The organism is Desulfosporosinus sp. BICA1-9 (genome assembly GCF_000802135.1).
In genome coordinates, this window is sequence record NZ_JUEE01000016.1 from 46566 (window position 1) to 62988 (window position 16423).

12 protein-coding genes and 3 pseudogenes are annotated in these 16423 nt (G+C 41.6%); 12 read left to right on the forward strand and 3 right to left on the reverse strand.

All coding sequences use genetic code 11. The features are described from left to right. Positions 1-183: 183 nt before the first annotated feature. From JL57_RS01950 to JL57_RS02005, 12 genes and pseudogenes are all read left to right on the forward strand, one after another. Positions 184-3216: an FAD-dependent oxidoreductase gene (locus tag JL57_RS01950; protein WP_034140372.1), complete on the forward strand. Its 3033-nt coding sequence runs from the start codon at positions 184-186 to the stop codon at positions 3214-3216. A gap of 40 nt (positions 3217-3256) precedes the next feature. Further along, entirely contained in the window at positions 3257-3724 is a 468-nt protein-coding gene (locus tag JL57_RS01955) for a hydrogenase iron-sulfur subunit (protein ID WP_045691635.1), read from the forward strand. Next, positions 3717-4670, forward strand: coding sequence for a 4Fe-4S dicluster domain-containing protein (locus JL57_RS01960; protein ID WP_034140373.1), 954 nt, complete (start codon positions 3717-3719; stop codon positions 4668-4670). The genes JL57_RS01955 and JL57_RS01960 overlap by 8 nt, the downstream gene beginning before the upstream one ends. 10 nt (positions 4671-4680) lie before the next feature. Further along, complete coding sequence (locus JL57_RS01965; protein WP_034140374.1) at positions 4681-5697, forward strand: 4Fe-4S dicluster domain-containing protein; 1017 nt, start codon at positions 4681-4683, stop codon at positions 5695-5697. After that, a complete protein-coding gene (locus tag JL57_RS01970; RefSeq protein ID WP_034140375.1) occupies positions 5697-6539 on the forward strand; it encodes an FAD/NAD(P)-binding protein in 843 nt (280 codons plus the stop codon). Before JL57_RS01965 ends, JL57_RS01970 begins: the two co-directional genes overlap by 1 nt. A gap of 23 nt (positions 6540-6562) precedes the next feature. Next, a complete protein-coding gene (locus JL57_RS01975) occupies positions 6563-7807 on the forward strand; it encodes a (Fe-S)-binding protein (protein ID WP_034140376.1) in 1245 nt (414 codons plus the stop codon). A gap of 653 nt (positions 7808-8460) precedes the next feature. Further along, a pseudogene (locus JL57_RS01980) lies at positions 8461-9307 on the forward strand (DegV family protein). A gap of 458 nt (positions 9308-9765) precedes the next feature. Beyond that, positions 9766-10026, forward strand: coding sequence for a hypothetical protein (locus tag JL57_RS01985; RefSeq protein WP_034140377.1), 261 nt, complete (start codon positions 9766-9768; stop codon positions 10024-10026). A 157-nt stretch (positions 10027-10183) separates the two neighbouring features. Then, positions 10184-10531: a hypothetical protein gene (locus tag JL57_RS01990; protein WP_034140378.1), complete on the forward strand. Its 348-nt coding sequence runs from the start codon at positions 10184-10186 to the stop codon at positions 10529-10531. Next, a pseudogene (locus JL57_RS01995) lies at positions 10524-11072 on the forward strand (ABC transporter ATP-binding protein); the annotation flags it as partial. The gene JL57_RS01990 and the pseudogene JL57_RS01995, both read left to right, overlap by 8 nt. Before the next feature lie 3 nt (positions 11073-11075). Continuing rightward, positions 11076-12223, forward strand: a pseudogene (locus JL57_RS02000) (hypothetical protein); the annotation flags it as partial. 151 nt (positions 12224-12374) lie between these two features. Then, positions 12375-13037 (forward strand): UvrB/UvrC motif-containing protein, encoded by a 663-nt coding sequence (locus JL57_RS02005; RefSeq protein WP_291299582.1) that lies wholly within the window; start codon positions 12375-12377, stop codon positions 13035-13037. An 88-nt stretch (positions 13038-13125) separates the two neighbouring features. Here the strand turns inward: JL57_RS02005 and JL57_RS02015 are convergent, their stop codons facing one another. The 3 genes from JL57_RS02015 to JL57_RS02025 form a co-directional block, all read right to left on the reverse strand. Beyond that, positions 13126-13494 carry a hypothetical protein gene (locus tag JL57_RS02015; protein ID WP_034140380.1) on the reverse strand — a complete coding sequence of 123 codons (369 nt, stop codon included), beginning with the start codon at positions 13492-13494 and terminating at the stop codon, positions 13126-13128. 401 nt (positions 13495-13895) lie between these two features. Beyond that, on the reverse strand, positions 13896-15416 hold the full coding sequence (locus JL57_RS02020) for a transposase family protein (RefSeq protein WP_291299583.1): 1521 nt from the start codon (positions 15414-15416) through the stop codon (positions 13896-13898). Next, positions 15409-16311, reverse strand: a complete 903-nt coding sequence (locus tag JL57_RS02025; RefSeq protein ID WP_291299584.1) for a Druantia anti-phage system protein DruA — start codon at positions 16309-16311, stop codon at positions 15409-15411. The genes JL57_RS02020 and JL57_RS02025 overlap by 8 nt, the downstream gene beginning before the upstream one ends. Between the last annotated feature and the right edge of the window lie 112 nt (positions 16312-16423).

Sequence of the window (16423 nt, forward strand, 5' to 3'; positions counted from 1 at the left end):
AAAAATCATGGATTTAAGCCGTTTGGATTAAAAAAGATAAGTCTAATTTCGTAAATAACATAATTTTTAAAATTTTTGTCATATAGAGAAAGGATTTATGCTTTATATGGCGAATTAATAAACTGTTCCTTGTGATTGTTGTAACTATCTTTAATAAGGAGTAAGGAAGAAAGAGGGGTTGTAATGAGTCAAAATAAAATAGGTTCTGTTTTGATTGTTGGCGCAGGAATTGCCGGGATTCAAGCTGCACTGGATTTAGCAGAGTCGGGATACTTAGTTCATTTGGTAGAAGAATCGTCAGCAATTGGCGGAACTATGCCAATGTTGGATAAGACCTTCCCAACCAATGATTGCTCGATGTGTATTTTATCCCCAAAATTAGTGGAATGCGGACGCCATCTTAATGTAAGAACCTACACCAATTCACAAGTTGTCAAAACAGCAGGAGAAGCAGGTAATTTCAAAGTTACCATTAAGCAAAAGGCACGTTATATTGATCTCGAAAAATGTACGGGTTGCGGAGCCTGCGCTGAAGCTTGTCCAGTTAAAGTCGATGATGAATTCAACCAGGGCTTAGGAAAACGCAAAGCTGCCTTCAAACAGTATTCGCAAGCCTTCCCCAATGCCTATGGAATTGACGAAAAGAATTGTTTGTATCAAACCCGCGGTAAAGCCAAAGGTAAGGACATTTGTCTGAAATGTGTTAAGGCCTGTCAAGCTGGGGCAATAGACCATCAGATGGAAGACAAAGAATTTGAAGTTGAAGTAGGCTCGATGATTCTTAATCCTGGTTTTAAAGTATTTGATGCCTCTAGCCTCGATTACTACGGTTATGGACAAATCAAAAGCGTTATTACAAGTCTGGAGTTCGAGCGTCTGCTCAGCGCATCAGGGCCCTTTGACGGTCATTTGGTAAGGCCTTTTGACCAAAAAGAACCACAGAAGATCGCTTGGATTCAGTGTGTCGGTTCCAGAAACGTCAAAATCGATAAAAATTACTGTTCCGGTGTTTGCTGTATGTACGCAATAAAAGAAGCAGTCATCGCTAAAGAACACAGCCATATACCGGTTGATACTACCATATTCTACATGGATATGAGAACTCCTGGTAAAGACTTTGAAAAGTATTATGAAGGTGCTAAGAATCAACATGGAGTTAACTTCATTCGTTCCCGTATATATGAAGTAACCGAAGCCAAAGATGGTTCTGGAGACGCTGTCATAAGATACTCGACAGAAGACGGTCAAATCAGCACTGACCAATTTGATTTAGTCGTTCTATCTGTGGGGATTGAACCAGGAGATAGCTCTAAAGAATTAGCCAAACTGTTAGATCTTAAAGTCAATAAATTTGGCTTTGCTGAGCTTGAACCCCTCACTGGAGTAAATACCTCTAAAGCAGGGATTTTTGCGGCCGGAGCCTTTAGCGGACCCAGAGATATTCCGGAAACTGTTATGCAAGCCAGTGCAGCTGCCGGATCAGCTTCCGCTTTATTAGCGGATCAGCGGGGAACCTTAGTCAGTGAAAAAGAATATCCAGCCGAACTGGATGTTGCCGGAGATGTTATCCGAACAGGTGTCTTTATATGTCACTGTGGGGTCAATATTGGCGGCGTTGTCAATGTCCCTAGCGTCGTTGAGTACGCTAAGACTCTGCCCACCGTGGCTTATGCAACTGATAAAATCTATGCTTGTTCTCAAGATGCTCAGGCTTCGATCAAAGCTCTGATTAGCGAACAAAAGTTGAATAGAATTGTGGTCTCTTCCTGTAGTCCACGAACCCACGAGCCTTTATTCCAAGAGACGTTGAAGGAAGCCGGTTTAAATGCTCACCTGTTTGACATGGCCAATATCCGTGACCAATGTTCTTGGGTTCATATGCATGAGCCGGAAAAAGCGACGGAAAAGGCTAAAGATCTGACAAAGTTAGCGATTGTCCGCGCTTCCATGCAACAGCCTGTTCAACCGATCTTCATGGCCATGAACCATGCTGCCTTGGTCATCGGAGGCGGAGTAGCGGGTATGACCAGTGCTCTATCCATTGCAGATCAAGGTTACGAAGTTCATTTGGTTGAAAAAGACCAAGTTCTAGGCGGCGTTGCGCGAAGATTCTCCACTGGCTTCAGAGGAGAAGATATGAAAGCATTTGTTGCTGGGCTTATCGACCAAGTAAGCAACCATCCCAAGATCAAACTCCATGTAGGTGTGGGCATCAAAGAGGTTGGTGGCTTCTTAGGCAGCTTTACAACCACTTTAGAAAATGGCGAACAGATAGCACATGGTGTAGCAATCCTGACCATTGGTGGGCAAGAATACAAGCCTAAGGAATATTTATACGGCCAAGATCAGCGAATAATGACCCAAATTGAAATGGATGAGGCAATCTATAACCATGACTCAAAGATAGAAAATGCCCAGAATTTCGTCTTTATTCAATGCGTTGGCTCGCGTTGTGAAGAAAACCCTTACTGTAGCCGTACGTGCTGTACTAAATCGGTTAAATTAGCGCTTAAAGTTAAAACCAAAAATCCAGGGGCTAATGTCTTCGTTTTATACCGCGATATGAGAACCTATGGTTACTTTGAAGAGGACTATGAGCTAGCGAGACGAATTGGAATCATCTTTGTCCGTTATAGTGAGAATGAAAAGCCAGTCTTGACTAAAGAAGGGGAGACCCTGATTGTAACGGTACGAGATCACGTCTTAGATCGCCCCTTAGAAATTGAAGCAGATGTGGTTTGCTTAGCTGCTGCCATTAAAGCACCTGCCGATGGCAGACAACTCTCTAAGTGGTTCAAAATCCCCTTAAATGCTGAAGGTTTCTTCTTAGAGGCTCATATGAAATTGCGCCCAGTCGATTTTAGTACTGATGGCGTCTTTATGGCAGGTATCGCACACAGTCCCAAGAACATGGAAGAAGTCATTGCGCAAGCTAAAGCCGCTGCAGGACGCGCGGGTGTGGCCTTGTCTAAAGATCAGGTTGAATCTGCTGGTCTAAATGCCTTTGTTAACAAGCGTAAATGTACTGCTTGTGGGACTTGTGAAGCGGTTTGTTCGGCCAAAGCAGTCACGGTTGATTTGGTCAATCGCCTAGCCGTTGTTAACGATGCTCTATGTAAAGGCTGTGGAGCCTGTGCTTCAAGTTGCCGCTGCGGAGCCATTAGCCTCAGAGGGTGCACAAACGAGCAAATTGTTGAGATGTTGAATTTCCTATAAATGTTTGTGAGCCAATAATGATTGGGAAAGGTAGATGATTATGGGAGAAATTCAGGTAGAAGCTGAAAATAAAAAGTACGATCCAAAAATTGCTGCTTTCTTGTGTAACTGGTGTAGTTATGCAGGCGCGGATCTAGCGGGTGTTGGCAGAATTCAATATCCACCCACCATTAGAACAATTCGGGTCCCGTGTTCCGGCAGAATCAATCCTTTGTATATCTTAAAAGCTATGGCTAATGGCGCTGATGGAGTCTTGGTCTCCGGATGTCACCCAGGGGATTGCCATTATATAAGTGGCAACTATGTTGCACGCAGAAAATTTGCGCTCATTAAATCGTTGCTAACCCATGTGGGTTTAGAAGAAGATCGAGTTAACTTTTCTTGGGTATCAGCTGCAGAAGGTGGCCGATTTGCGGAAGTCGTAAAAGGGGTTACCGAACGGGTTAGTGCACTTGGACCTAATAAAGGGGTCTTTAAAGTAGATGACGGGGGTGCAACGGATGAATAATATCATAAACGATATCCGAGAAAAGGCCCGTCAATTACTGGCTGAAGGAAAAGTAGACGTTGTTATTGGCTACGAAAAAGGTTCCTTACCCTTAAAAGCAACTCCTTGCTTTGTGCATTCCGTTCAAGAGGTTGACTCCTTGATTTGGGATGAAACCTGCGAGAATAATTTAGCGGCCTTTGTGGCTAAGACTCCTGGCAAAAAAGCCATTGTCGCTAAAGGATGTGACAGTCGCGCTTTAGTCGTCCTGTTACAGGAAAACCAATTGCTTAGAGATGACTTGTATATCATCGGTGTTTCCTGTCAAGGGGTCATCGATCAGAGAAAGATCGAGGCCGAAGTAGGGGAAATTCTCGAAGCTAGTATAAGCGACGGAAAAGTATCCGTTAAGGGAATGGAAGGGGATAAAGAGTATCTTTTTACTGAAGTAAAAGATGCTACCTGCCAAACCTGCCGTTACCCAAATCCAGTCTTGGTGGATCTCCAAGTTGGCGAATTGATTGAAGTTTCTCAAGAGGTTACTGCCTTTGCAGACGTTACCGCTATGGAAGATAAATCTGAGAGCGAGCGCCAAGAGTACTTCAAAGCAGAAATGAGCAAGTGCATTCGCTGTTATGCTTGCCGTAATGCTTGTCCTTTGTGCTATTGTCAGGAATGTTTTGTGGATTGCAATTCCCCAAGGTGGTTGACAGGCGGAGTGGATCGTGCAGAAAATCTTCTCTTCCAAACTGGCCGTGTGCTGCACTTAGCTGGCCGTTGTGTTGATTGTGGGACTTGTAGCCGTGCCTGTCCACAAGGGGTGGATATTCGGGCCTTAAATCGCAAAATGACTAAAGATGTTTACGAAATGTATAACCATGAATCAGGGATCAACGAAGACGTTAAACCTGCTCTAAATGTCTATAGCACAAATGATCCAGAAGAACAGTTCTTGGTAAAGGAGTGAGGTGAAGATAATGAAGATAAGTAAAGAAAAATTCGGCCAAGCATTTGATGCTTTAGTGGCTGAGTACCAAATAATTGCTCCGGTTAGTGATGCTAGCGGAATTGCTTTCAAAGGAGTTAAAAGCTTCTCAGAAGTCAAGCAAGATTATCTAAATTCTAAGCTTCCTCCCAAAGCCTTCTTTTTCCCTCAACATGAAAAACTCATGTCTTATAAGAAAGAGGGTAAAGAGGTAACTGTTAAGAGCGAACTAAAAGTTGAAAATACTGTTCTTTTTGGAATTAGACCGTGTGATGCTAAAGGGATGCAACTCTTAGATATGGTCTTCAAAAATGATCAGTATACCGACCCTTATTATTTTGAACGACGTGATAAATCAGTCATAATCGGAGTTGCCTGTAACAAAATTGCCCCGACTTGTTTTTGCTCCGTTTTTGATCTTTCTCCAGCAGGCAGTGAAGGTTCCGATCTATTTTTGATCGATCTCGGAGATGCCTACGAAGTAGAAGTGATCACTGAGAAAGGGCAAGCCTTAGCTGCTCGTTTCGAAGCATTATCAGAACTGACAGTGGATGAACAAGCCTTGGTTGATAAAATTAAAAGCGCAGAAACCACGAGCAAGGTAGATGTTTCAACGATTACCAGTAAACTTGACAAAATGTTTACTAATCCGTTTTGGGATACTCTCCAAGAAAAATGCATCGGGTGTAATGTTTGTTCCTTCTCCTGTCCTACCTGCCATTGCTTTGATATTTCCGAGGAAGTGCGAAAAAATGAAGGTACCAGAGTACGAACCTGGGATGGCTGTATGGCCCCTCTCTTTACACTTCATGGTTCTGGTCATAACCCACGAGATCAGAAAAAGGCCCGTTGGCGTCAGCGGTTAATGCACAAGTTCAACTATTTTGTCCATAACAATGGATCTATGTCGTGTATAGGCTGTGGTCGCTGCATAAAAAGTTGCCCAGTTAATATGGATATTCGACAAGTCATTGATGGGGCTAACAAAGCAGAATTGGTGGTGGAATGATGCAACAGAATCCTTATATACCCATAACAATGAAGCTGGTTAAAAATTTAGTAGAAACTGAAGACAAGCTGATCAACACCTTTACTTTAGAGTATTTAAACAAACAAGATGAAGAGAACTTCAAATATATGCCAGGTCAGTTTGCAGAACTAAGCGCCTATGGTCATGGAGAAGCTCCCTTTGGAATAGCAACCTCTCCGACTGAACCTGGAATTCTCAAGTTTTCGGTAGCTAAAGTAGGCTGTGTCTCTAATGCCTTACACCTCATGGAAGAGGGTACCATGGTAGGAGTTAGAGGACCGATGGGTAATTACTATCCCATCGAAGAGTTTAAAGGGAAAAATCTTGTCATTATCGGTGGCGGTTTTGCTTTTACGACTCTGCGTTCATTAGCTAAATACATGCTCGATCCTAAGCATCGTGGTGACTATGGTGATATTACGGTTATTTACGGTGCCAGAAACCCTGGCTTATTGCTCTACAAGGAAGAATTAGCTGAGTGGGAGAATAACCCCAACATTAATTTGGTCACCACCATCGACAGGCCAGCAGAAGGCTGGAATAAACATGTTGGCTTTATTCCAACCATTACTGAACAAATTGCTCCTTCTTCGGTTAACTCTTATGCTGTCGTTTGCGGACCCCCAGCCATGATCAAGTATACTTTACCTGTCTTAGAAAAACTCAACTTCCCACCTGAGCGAATTTACACGTCCTTAGAAATGCGTATGAAGTGCGGCTTGGGAATCTGTGGTCGTTGCAATATCGGAACAGAGTATGTCTGTAAAGATGGACCAGTCTTTTCCATGGCTCAATTAAAAGAGCTCCCTAATGAATATTAATCAAGTCGGAGGTGATAGTAAGAATGGCTGAACCCATTAGAGTTAAAAGCTTAGATCCTACCTTGAGAGATGAAGTGGCTGGATTATTAAAAGGTTATGATTTTTCCAATTGCCTTTCTTGTGGTATGTGTACGGCTGGTTGTGTGTATAGTAATTTAATTGAGGATCAGGATCCTCGTAAATTCATTCGCAAAGTAGCACTTGGAATGCGGGAAGAATTAACTAGCGATCCATTCGTCTGGAATTGCAATATGTGTGAACGATGTACGGTGGAATGCCCCATGGGTGTTAACATCGCCGCGATAACAAGGGCTTTCCGAGGAAAGACGCCAATGCCACCCGGTCATTTACAAATCATTGCTGATGACCATATGCGCACAGGTAACCAGATGGCTGTCGAGCAACTCGATTTTGATGAGACTCTAGAGTGGCTTGAGGAGGAACTTCAGGCAGAACTGAATGATCCTACTTATAAAGTGCCTTTAGACAAGCCTGATGCTGATTTTATCTTTGGTTTTAATGCCAGAGAGGTTAAACACTATCCCCATGAACTGCAGACGATTTTACACGTCTTTCATGCTGCCAAAGCTAATTATACGATTAGCAGTAAGCGGTGGGATGCTACCAATATCTGTCTCTTCACAGGGAAAAATGATGAATTCCAGGAAATCTCACGACCGCTCTTTGAAGAAGCTGAGAGATTAAATGCTAAAGAGATTGTCGTTACAGAATGTGGTCATGCCTTCCGATCGACACGAATGTTTGCCCGTACTTTCTGGAAAGGTAAACCGATCCCAGTACGCCACATCGTCGAGAAGTATGCTGAATGGATAAAAGATGGCAGCCTTAAACTCGATAAGACTAAAAATCCACTCCCAGTGACCCTTCACGATCCCTGTAATACGGTTCGTAAGGAAGGAGTCATGGAACCACAGCGCTATGTCTTGAGAAATACTGTTATGGATTTCCGTGATATGAATCCTGAAGGAAAGTATAACATTTGTTGTGGGGCCGGTGGCGGAGCCTTAGCAGTAGCGGCAACCAAAGGGCAGCGTATGATTAAAGCTAAACCTAAAGTTGATCAATTAGTGGCTACTGGTGCAAAAATAGGTTGCATCCCTTGTCATAACTGCATTGACCAGTTTAACGACATGAATAAATTCTATAAGCTTGGCATGAAGATGCATCATTTAAGTACTCTCATTGAAAATGCATTGGTAACGGATGAAGATCTTGAGAATGAAGCCGGAACAGAAGAGACTGTCTAAATCTTAATACTTGTAAGTACCTGAAAAAGCCCCGTCGGCGGAAAATAAACCGCCGTTCGGGGCATTTTCTTTATTTATCTATCTATCGATTTATTTGTCTATCAATCTATCTATTTAGGGCTTGCTAATTTATCGAAAAGTCTAGACTCCGCAAGGGTTTAAGGGTAGTGTCTTAATAAATATGTGCATGGAAAAACAGCCTTTGGCGTCAAAAACCATGCACATAGAGTTAAAATCAAATGTTGCATCGATGCACCATTTGGCCTCTTTGTTCCTTGATAAAGTTAACCTCGGACGTGATTTGCTCAGGCGTCCTGTTGGAAATTTCCATCCTCATACCGGCTGCTCATGAGGGCTATAGCGCCAATCCACCCTTTTCGGGTTGCCCAAAGTCTGAGTTGGATTTAAGGCGGAAAATCGTAAGATTCTGCTTGCTAAGAGGAAAAAAGAGGTTTGGTTAGCAAGCCCTATTTAGTAATGTAATAATCTATAAAGGTCATTACTGACATTCTCTCAGATATTTATAAATAAATTGTGAATAACAAATACACGATGCTTTGATAAAGGTTATAATATAGCTATAATGAATACATGCTTATGAGATTATGGAGATTGGCATGTAACGAAAGAGAGCTAAAATAATGGCAGTATAAATTTTGACGGATAGCACCAGCTACTTAGGGGAACAACTTAGGAAAGAATTCAATATTAGGATGGTATCCTTGAATCTATCCTTTGGAACTGAGAGCATGAGAGAAACTGACATTGATAACGAGACTTTCTATAAGATGATGGCTGCCAAAGGAATTCCAACCTCCTCACAACCTTCGATCGGAGAAATGGTTGATGAAATGATCAGTGTGGTTGAGATGGGCGATAGTCTATGTTGTATTTTCTTATCTTCAGAAATGAGTGGGACTTTATCCACAGCTCAACTTGCCAAAGAAATGGTTTTGGAAAAGCATGAGAATGCTAAGATAGAGATCGTCGATTCAAGATCTAATTGTATGCAACTTGGGTTTGCCGTTATCCAAGCTGCCAGAGCGGCAAAAGCAGGACAGACATTAGAGCAGGTCCAAAGCAGCGGCGTTAGAGAACATAAAAAGAAGTCGCTTCTTATTTATCCCTGAGAATCTTGAATACTTGAAAAAAGGCGGAAGAATTGGAGGAGCTAGTGCTTTAATCGGAAATCTATTTAAAATTATTCCGATTTTGACTGTGGAAAATGGCAAAACAAGTATTCTCACCAAAGTAAGAACCAAAAAGAATGCCGTAATGGCCATGGTGGATAAAATGCTCCAGGATATTAGTCAATATGGGCTAGGAGAAGTCGTTGTTCTGCATATCAATTGTCAGGGCGAAGCCGCTGAACTTGCCAACGTAATTCGTGAAAAACTCAAGATAACCCCAAAGATTATGGATATAGGACCCGTTATTGGGTTGCATGTTGGTCCAGGAACAATAGCAATTTGTTATTACACCGAAAAGGTCATGCGATAATTACGACATCAAACATAACCACGATATAGGTCTTAGATAGGAAAAATGGTATAATGATATATAGAAAGCCATCTTAGATCAGTATGGCTTAAAAATAATGTGTTTGCTGACAGAAGAAAAGAGGTTTTTCAGATGTACCAATACCAAGGAATACTTTTTAATAACGCCAATCCGCGCCACCCTGATGGCACTAAAGCATGGAGTCAAATATGTAGAATATGCGCCGTCCAATACCAAATTAAACGTAGTATGCTGGAAAGTGTTTGAAGCGGAACCTGTGGTGTACAAGGTTGTACACGTCAAGCAAGGTATTACATCAATTTTGAAGACGGAGAACTGGTAGAAGTTCCCGAATAGATTTTTTTAAAAGATTGTTCTATAATAGATATTATAGAACTTGTTCTAAAAGTAGTTTGCTTCATTAAGGAAGTTTACTTTCCATTAAAGGAGGATTTCAGATGCCTACTAAACTTAGTAAAGCCCTATGGTCCCTCGCGATTCTCTTTATCGTCGTTACAACGGTCGTTTTTTCCTTTGGGATCATGTTAGTTGGAGCGGCGCTGGCGAGTTTATACGGCATATACAAATATTACTTCGGAAAGAAACGATCCAGTAAGTTCAAACAGAGACCGCAGGAGTATATGTTTGGGGAAGTCATCGACATAAAAGCCGAAGTGATAGATCAGACGCTTTTAGATAAAGCTCCGTATCGAAATTAAATAGTGATCCTCTACCATCGCCTATTAATAGGCGGTGGTTTATATTTTTCAATGAATAATTCATAACTAAACTACTTACAAAGATTTGTCCGAGCACAGTGTTATAGTTGAAATAAGAAGACCGTTCCTTATAAAATAAAGAAAGAAGGAATGAAATATGTCAATTTCAAAAGTAAGTCTGTCAGGAAAATTAAGTCTATCTAGTCTGACTTCCGAACCTGCCCCAAGTTTAAAAAGCTCTAAGCCAATGACACTGACCAATACATTTCTAACATCAGTCTTTATGCTTTCAGCCCTAGACCTGATTATTGCCTTCCTCAGAAATGACTCATTATCCAATTACACTATGTTCGTGATCTCAAATCTGGGCCTAACCGCTTTAGGCCTGATGATTTCCTCGGATCTTATCGCCGAGAATGACCGCGAATCAGTCAAATGTTTTTTGGCTTATATGTTATTTCTATGGGCCTGTATTACAGTTGTTAAACTTATATTCCTTACATAATCCCATCAGTGAATTTCTGACAGTCATTGGAATTCTAACTTCATTTTTGGTTTAAGATAGGATGTAGAGTATAATTGTGTAACAACAAGTGCCTAAAGCGATCATAGCGAAAAGGACGGAACAGCTTCTGGATATGTTTGGACTCGGAGACCGAGTTGATGAGTTATTGGAGAGCTATTCTCATGGTATGAGGCAGAAGGTGGTGTTAGCTGCAGCCCTCATCAACCAGCCCAAGGTGATCTTGCTTGATGAGCCGACTGTCGGGCTTGATCCTGCCAGTGCCCGCCTATTGAAAGATGTGTTACAGGAGATGGCTCGGCAGGGAGCGGCAATTTTTGTCTCTACTCATATTTTGGAGATTGCAGAAAGAATGTGCCACCGTGTTGCTATTCTTAAGGACGGTCTGCTGATTGCTCAGGGGAGTCCGGAGGAACTGCGTCAGAAGGTTGGGCACGGAGGGGAAAGCCTGGAAGATATCTTCCTGGAACTTACAAGTGGTCACGAGAATTCCGAATTAATAAAAAGTCTAGAGGAGGGATAAACAGTGAAAATAGTCTTACCTCCTCCTCTGATGGACCCACCGTCGGAACAATCCTTTGGACAAGACTTCATGTTGTTGCTGAAAAACCAGCTGCGAGTGGCCTGGAATAAGATGCGCCATAGGCCAGTGGGCACCTTAATCGGCATGGTTGTTGTTATGTTGGGGTTGCTCGCCATCCTAGTTTCCTTAGGCTTTTTCGCCTATGGCGCTTTGAAAACCATGCCCCCTCAAACTGTTAAGGGCTTTCTCTCTTTGTTGTTTATGGTTGGCTTAGCCAGTCAGATTTTCTTTGGCATCACGGCAGCCTTTGCTACTCTTTATATGTCCGATGATTTAGAACTTCTTTTCATGGCCCCAGTCCCCCTTAAGGTTGTTTTTGCCGTAAAGTCTCTAGCGGTTATCGGAAGTAACTTTTTGACAGCAATCTTGTTTGCTTTCTTACCAGGAGTTTTTTATGGGTTGCTCTTTAATGCGGGAGGATTATTTTACATCCTGGTTTTAATAGTGGGTCTCGGGCTATGGGTCATAGGGACTGCAATAGCTGAACTAATCAATCTGTTAGTGATGCGCATTGTGCCGCCGCATCGGAGTAAGGAAGCTGTTGGCTTTATCGGGGCATTGGCAGGCATTATGATAGCCTTGGTTTTTCAGATTCCTAATTTGTTGACAAATAGGGAAATTCAATAATCAACACAGAAGTCACTGGTACAGCCTCTCCCTGGTTGGGAATGTGGGCAGTGGCTAAGAAAGATTTGCTCTCCATGATACGGGACACTCGGGAATGGTTTGGCTATCTGGTTCCTCTGATTATCATGATTTTCTTTGTGGTCCAATTCCTATTCTCCAACGCTGAATCTAGCCGCGTTTCCTTAATAACAGTTTTAATAATGTATACCGTTATGTTCAGTGGTAACATGGCTTTGCAATCCTTCGGCCGGGAGGGAGAATCCGACTGGCTCTTAAATAGTGTCCTCCTTGCTGGATGGCCTGTAGTATGGGGGAAATTGCTGGCTGCTATTCTTCCTACCTTGTTGTTGATGGAAGCTTTGTTAGTGGGTACTGCTTTAGCAATAGGTGTTTCCACAACCCTTACGTTCGCTCTGGCGTGTGGAGCAGTGCTTCTTTCCTTGGGGTCAAGCGCGATCGGGCTCAGTTGTAAACGAAAAAGCAGATGATGGTGCCTTATATTTTGGCCCTTTTACTAGTCCTCATCGGGTAGAGACTACAGTACAATACTTAAACGATTTTTATCCAATCCGCAAATGTCCTAGTCCAAGATTGATCGAAAGGGCAAATGGTTGTTTGTTCTGCCAATTGGGTACTTGTTTGGGTGTTTGTACTGGGCAAGTAAATCCTGATGAATACTGGGTTCACATTGATAAAATCCAGCAGCTTATCTACGGGAACGATAGGGTACCTGTTCAGGAACTTTCTAAAATGTTAGATCAAGCTATTGAGAATCTTAACTTTGAAAAGGCGGCCAAATATAGAGAGTATTACCTAGGACTTCGGCATGTGATTGGTAAGCAGTCGTTAGTTCAATCCTCGAGTAAAAACAGGAATATCTTAACGGTTGAATTTCTTGACAAGGAACTTGCTAAGATATTCCTGATCAAAGGGAATAAGCTGCTTTACGGAAAAGTATTTAATAGGGTAGAGGTAGATAATACAGAGATGCGGCGATCCCTAAATCAGATGATTAGGGATAAATTTACCCCAGAAAAAAGTGATACGCGTAGATTGACCCAGCAAGATATCGATGAAGCGCAAATAATTTACTCGTATCTGAAAAAGAATAGAAAAAAGGTCATTAGTTTTTGGATACCGACTACGCGCTTGAAAAGTGAAGCATCCTTAGATGCTACAGTCCTAAAGATAATAGCCAAAATTTCAAAAAGAAAACTTGGCTGGTGCCCGAAGACACTGTCTTCGCACGTATTAGCCTTCTTGCAGTATGTAACGTAAGTTATACTTTCTGATAAGTATAAAAAAGGACGGCTCATTCTGAGCCGTCTGGAGAAAAACATGAGAAAAGTCATTTAACCTCTTATGCTTAGCGAAGTAAGCCCAGTTCCCTTTTTGTGCGTTCTGCCATTTGCTTAAGCATTTTTTCTCGATCGCTATTATATAACGGTCCATAAAACACTATCCCGTATTTTTCTAAGATTTTTGCTTCTATCGCTTTTCTAGTACGTCCTACTTCTGGGATATACTGAGACTTTCTCTTAGCTTTGTGGAATTTAGCGTGATGAGCAACGTCAATAAACACTGCAAGATTTGCAGTTCTGTCGTCGTCATTAACCTCATTTAGATGGTGCACAATTTCGGTTTCTTTTAATTTTCTTTCTAAATATCTCTCGATTATTAACCTAGAGATCTCCATAGTTGTGGTTTCGCTATTCATGGAAATGTTGTCGCTCATAGTAGACTCCTTTCAAAGTGTTACCCAAACAAAAAACAAGCAACAACCATCGGGATAAATTCTGCGTGTTATCCCGCCAGTCAAATTGCTCTTATTTCAAAGGTAAATTAAAAATTTGATTTGTTTACTTATTTAGTATACTATAGATTGTTCATAATTTCAACTTTATTCGTTAGGGTGCAGAGCTGAAGCATGATATTTTTCGCAGTCAATTATTTTTCAATATTATACCAATTAGATGAATCGCTTAAGAAACTATGACTCATTAGCAAAGTTATACCTTAGTCTCACATCACTTTATGAAGACTGATCTGCCTAGAAACTAAATTATCTCACCACAAACAAACCCTAAAGGGGGCCATTAATTATTTTTGAAATTGTCATCCAAACGTTGGATGATTCTAACTTACCAATCTCCACTGGTAATTATTATCGATAACAATTGACGCTATACGGGTTAGATCCAGAACATCCGCTGTACATGCTTTAAAAATAAACTCTAACAAGCCATTGATCCCGAGTACGGCTACTTTTTTCTCTAGAAGCTCACTATGTACTAGCAAAACATTCATAAATCGACCGATTTGCATAAGGTGATGAAATCCTACCATGGCATTCCAATTGTAGGAAAAGCAGTGCTCATATTGATATCCTTGATGTTTCATAACCAAAAAGTTGTTTTCAATTTTCCAGCGATAGCGACCGATCTTGAGACAACGAGTTTCTACATTTGTTTTCGTAATCTTTTTTCCAGAGAGCCAAGCATACCTTGTTGTGTTTGATGTCGTTTTGCCCGTCGTTCGACTGGTTTCTTCCCAGGTTTCTTCACAAATCACAACATGGAGTCGTGCTTTATTTCTCTCGTTATTGCCATAGTTATACTCAAGATCATTAATCCATCGATAAACTTGGTTCCGACCTCCGCAATGATGCTCCCCTATATTTTCAGGCGTATACTTGATCAGTCCCATAGCTTCTCTCCAAGTATCCCTCATGGAACCTTCCTTAAAGACAAGCATATAGTCCCAACCATTGTCAATGCAGGTTTTTATGACCGGTCCACAGGCATAGAGTCCATCCATGGTGACGGAAATTTTAAGTTTGGGAAATCGTTGCTTGATTCTTTCGGCAAAACGGTAAAATGCTTTACGTTCACAGTCTTGTTTGTCAGAACTAACATCTCTATATTCCTCGTTGTTTAAGAACTCACTCATTAACGGCAAGGTGATCCCGTTCTCTAAGATGACTACGGCCTCTAGCACATAAACATAATATTGTTCGTGTTTGTCTTTGCCAACATGCCTTACTAGGGGTTCTTTGGTCCATTCTTCGGTCCTCATGAATTTTTGGGTACCATCGATAGCTATGAGATAGCGCTTATTGATCAGATAGTTTCTGAATTTCTTCTTTTTAATGAGTTGTTCAAAGAGTTCTAGCAGACTTTCTTCGATTTCTTCGACGTTAATTCTTTCCAAGAGTCGGTTTAAGGTATCGGCATGTGGCATCGTTTCAAAGTCTGGAAACATTGCTCTCATGTTCTCAAAAAATATGGCAGTGCTCATTTCTTTATTCGCTTCCCTTAAGGACGACATCTGATAGACAAACATCAGGATTCCATAGATCATGAGAACCGTTAAACTGTGCTTTACCTTCTTTGGCTGTCTTGGATCCTTGATTTTGCTCAATCGATTAAGGAGTACAGGTAATGTTCTTTGATACACCTTCAGCGCAGCTTCGACACAGTCCTGTCGGTCTGATTTTTCGTCTTCCGGGCTCTCGTAACCACGCTTTCTATTCGCTATGGCCCGTTTCTTGTGATACTCTTCTAATCCTACAAAGTTGAATCCTTTAGCTTCTAACTCACCAATTTTAAGTGTTTGCTCTTGGGCTCGCTTCTCTTGTCGTTTTTCTGGTCTAGTCATCAGGATTCACCACCTTGTAGGGCTTAATCCCTTTAAGGCAATCTTTAAAGTCGTTTTGAAGGGGATACATGAAGATCGCTTTACGAGATAGAGCATACTCTCTTTTTCGATCCACTCTACCTCGACCTTGTGTTTCACCAAGATAGATCCAGTTCGAGGCTTTATAGCATGTGCCCGCAAAATGAGACGTGTCGACAAAGGTTTCTAAAAGCACGGGTGCATAACAATATTCGCGCAACCAGTCCTCTTGAAGCTGTTTTATCGCCAAGGATAATACCTTACTGGCTAGGTTTTTAACGTTAACCCAGGGAAGTATGAGAAATCGGCTGTTATTGACGATCAAATGCAAGCGTTGCTTTCTATCTTGGACATTCCAACCGATCCACTCATCCCGAGGGCTCAAGGCCCACGCGGATGCCGAAAACTGAAGACAGCCTAGGATCGTCTCTTTTGATTTAATAAAGTAGGCTAATTGAGCACCATAGACTTGTTTCTCACCGATCATGTGATAATCACTAATGTATCGTTTCCAAAGCTTCAACCCTATACCGGCTCTCGCAATTTCAAGATTTATTGGCAATAGGTCCTTTAATTCATCTGCGATCGGAGTGGTATCGATATTGAAGTCTGGTAGTTTTGAATTCCTAAGCCTTATTTTTGAAGTGTCTAACGGTGGAAGTTTAATGAGTCCTGCTTCTTCCAATGTTTCTAGAAAGGATGTACATTGAGGTGTTTTTGCTTTTCCTGCTGGTGTAGTCCACCCTAGAAACTCACATAAGGTTCTTGCTAATTCTGTCCTAGATAGTTGTGGATATCTTTTTCTCGTCCACTTGATAAGCTCTATATCTTCAGAAGTAAAATTTCTTCCCGAGAAGGTCATGCTAGTCTTATCCATAGGTACCAAACCTACCTTTCTAAGACTACCATACCATATTGATTTGTGTATTATCAGCCCTATTTTGAGAAAAAGTTATTTTGAAAACCTCTACACCCCTTAGCTATGGCGG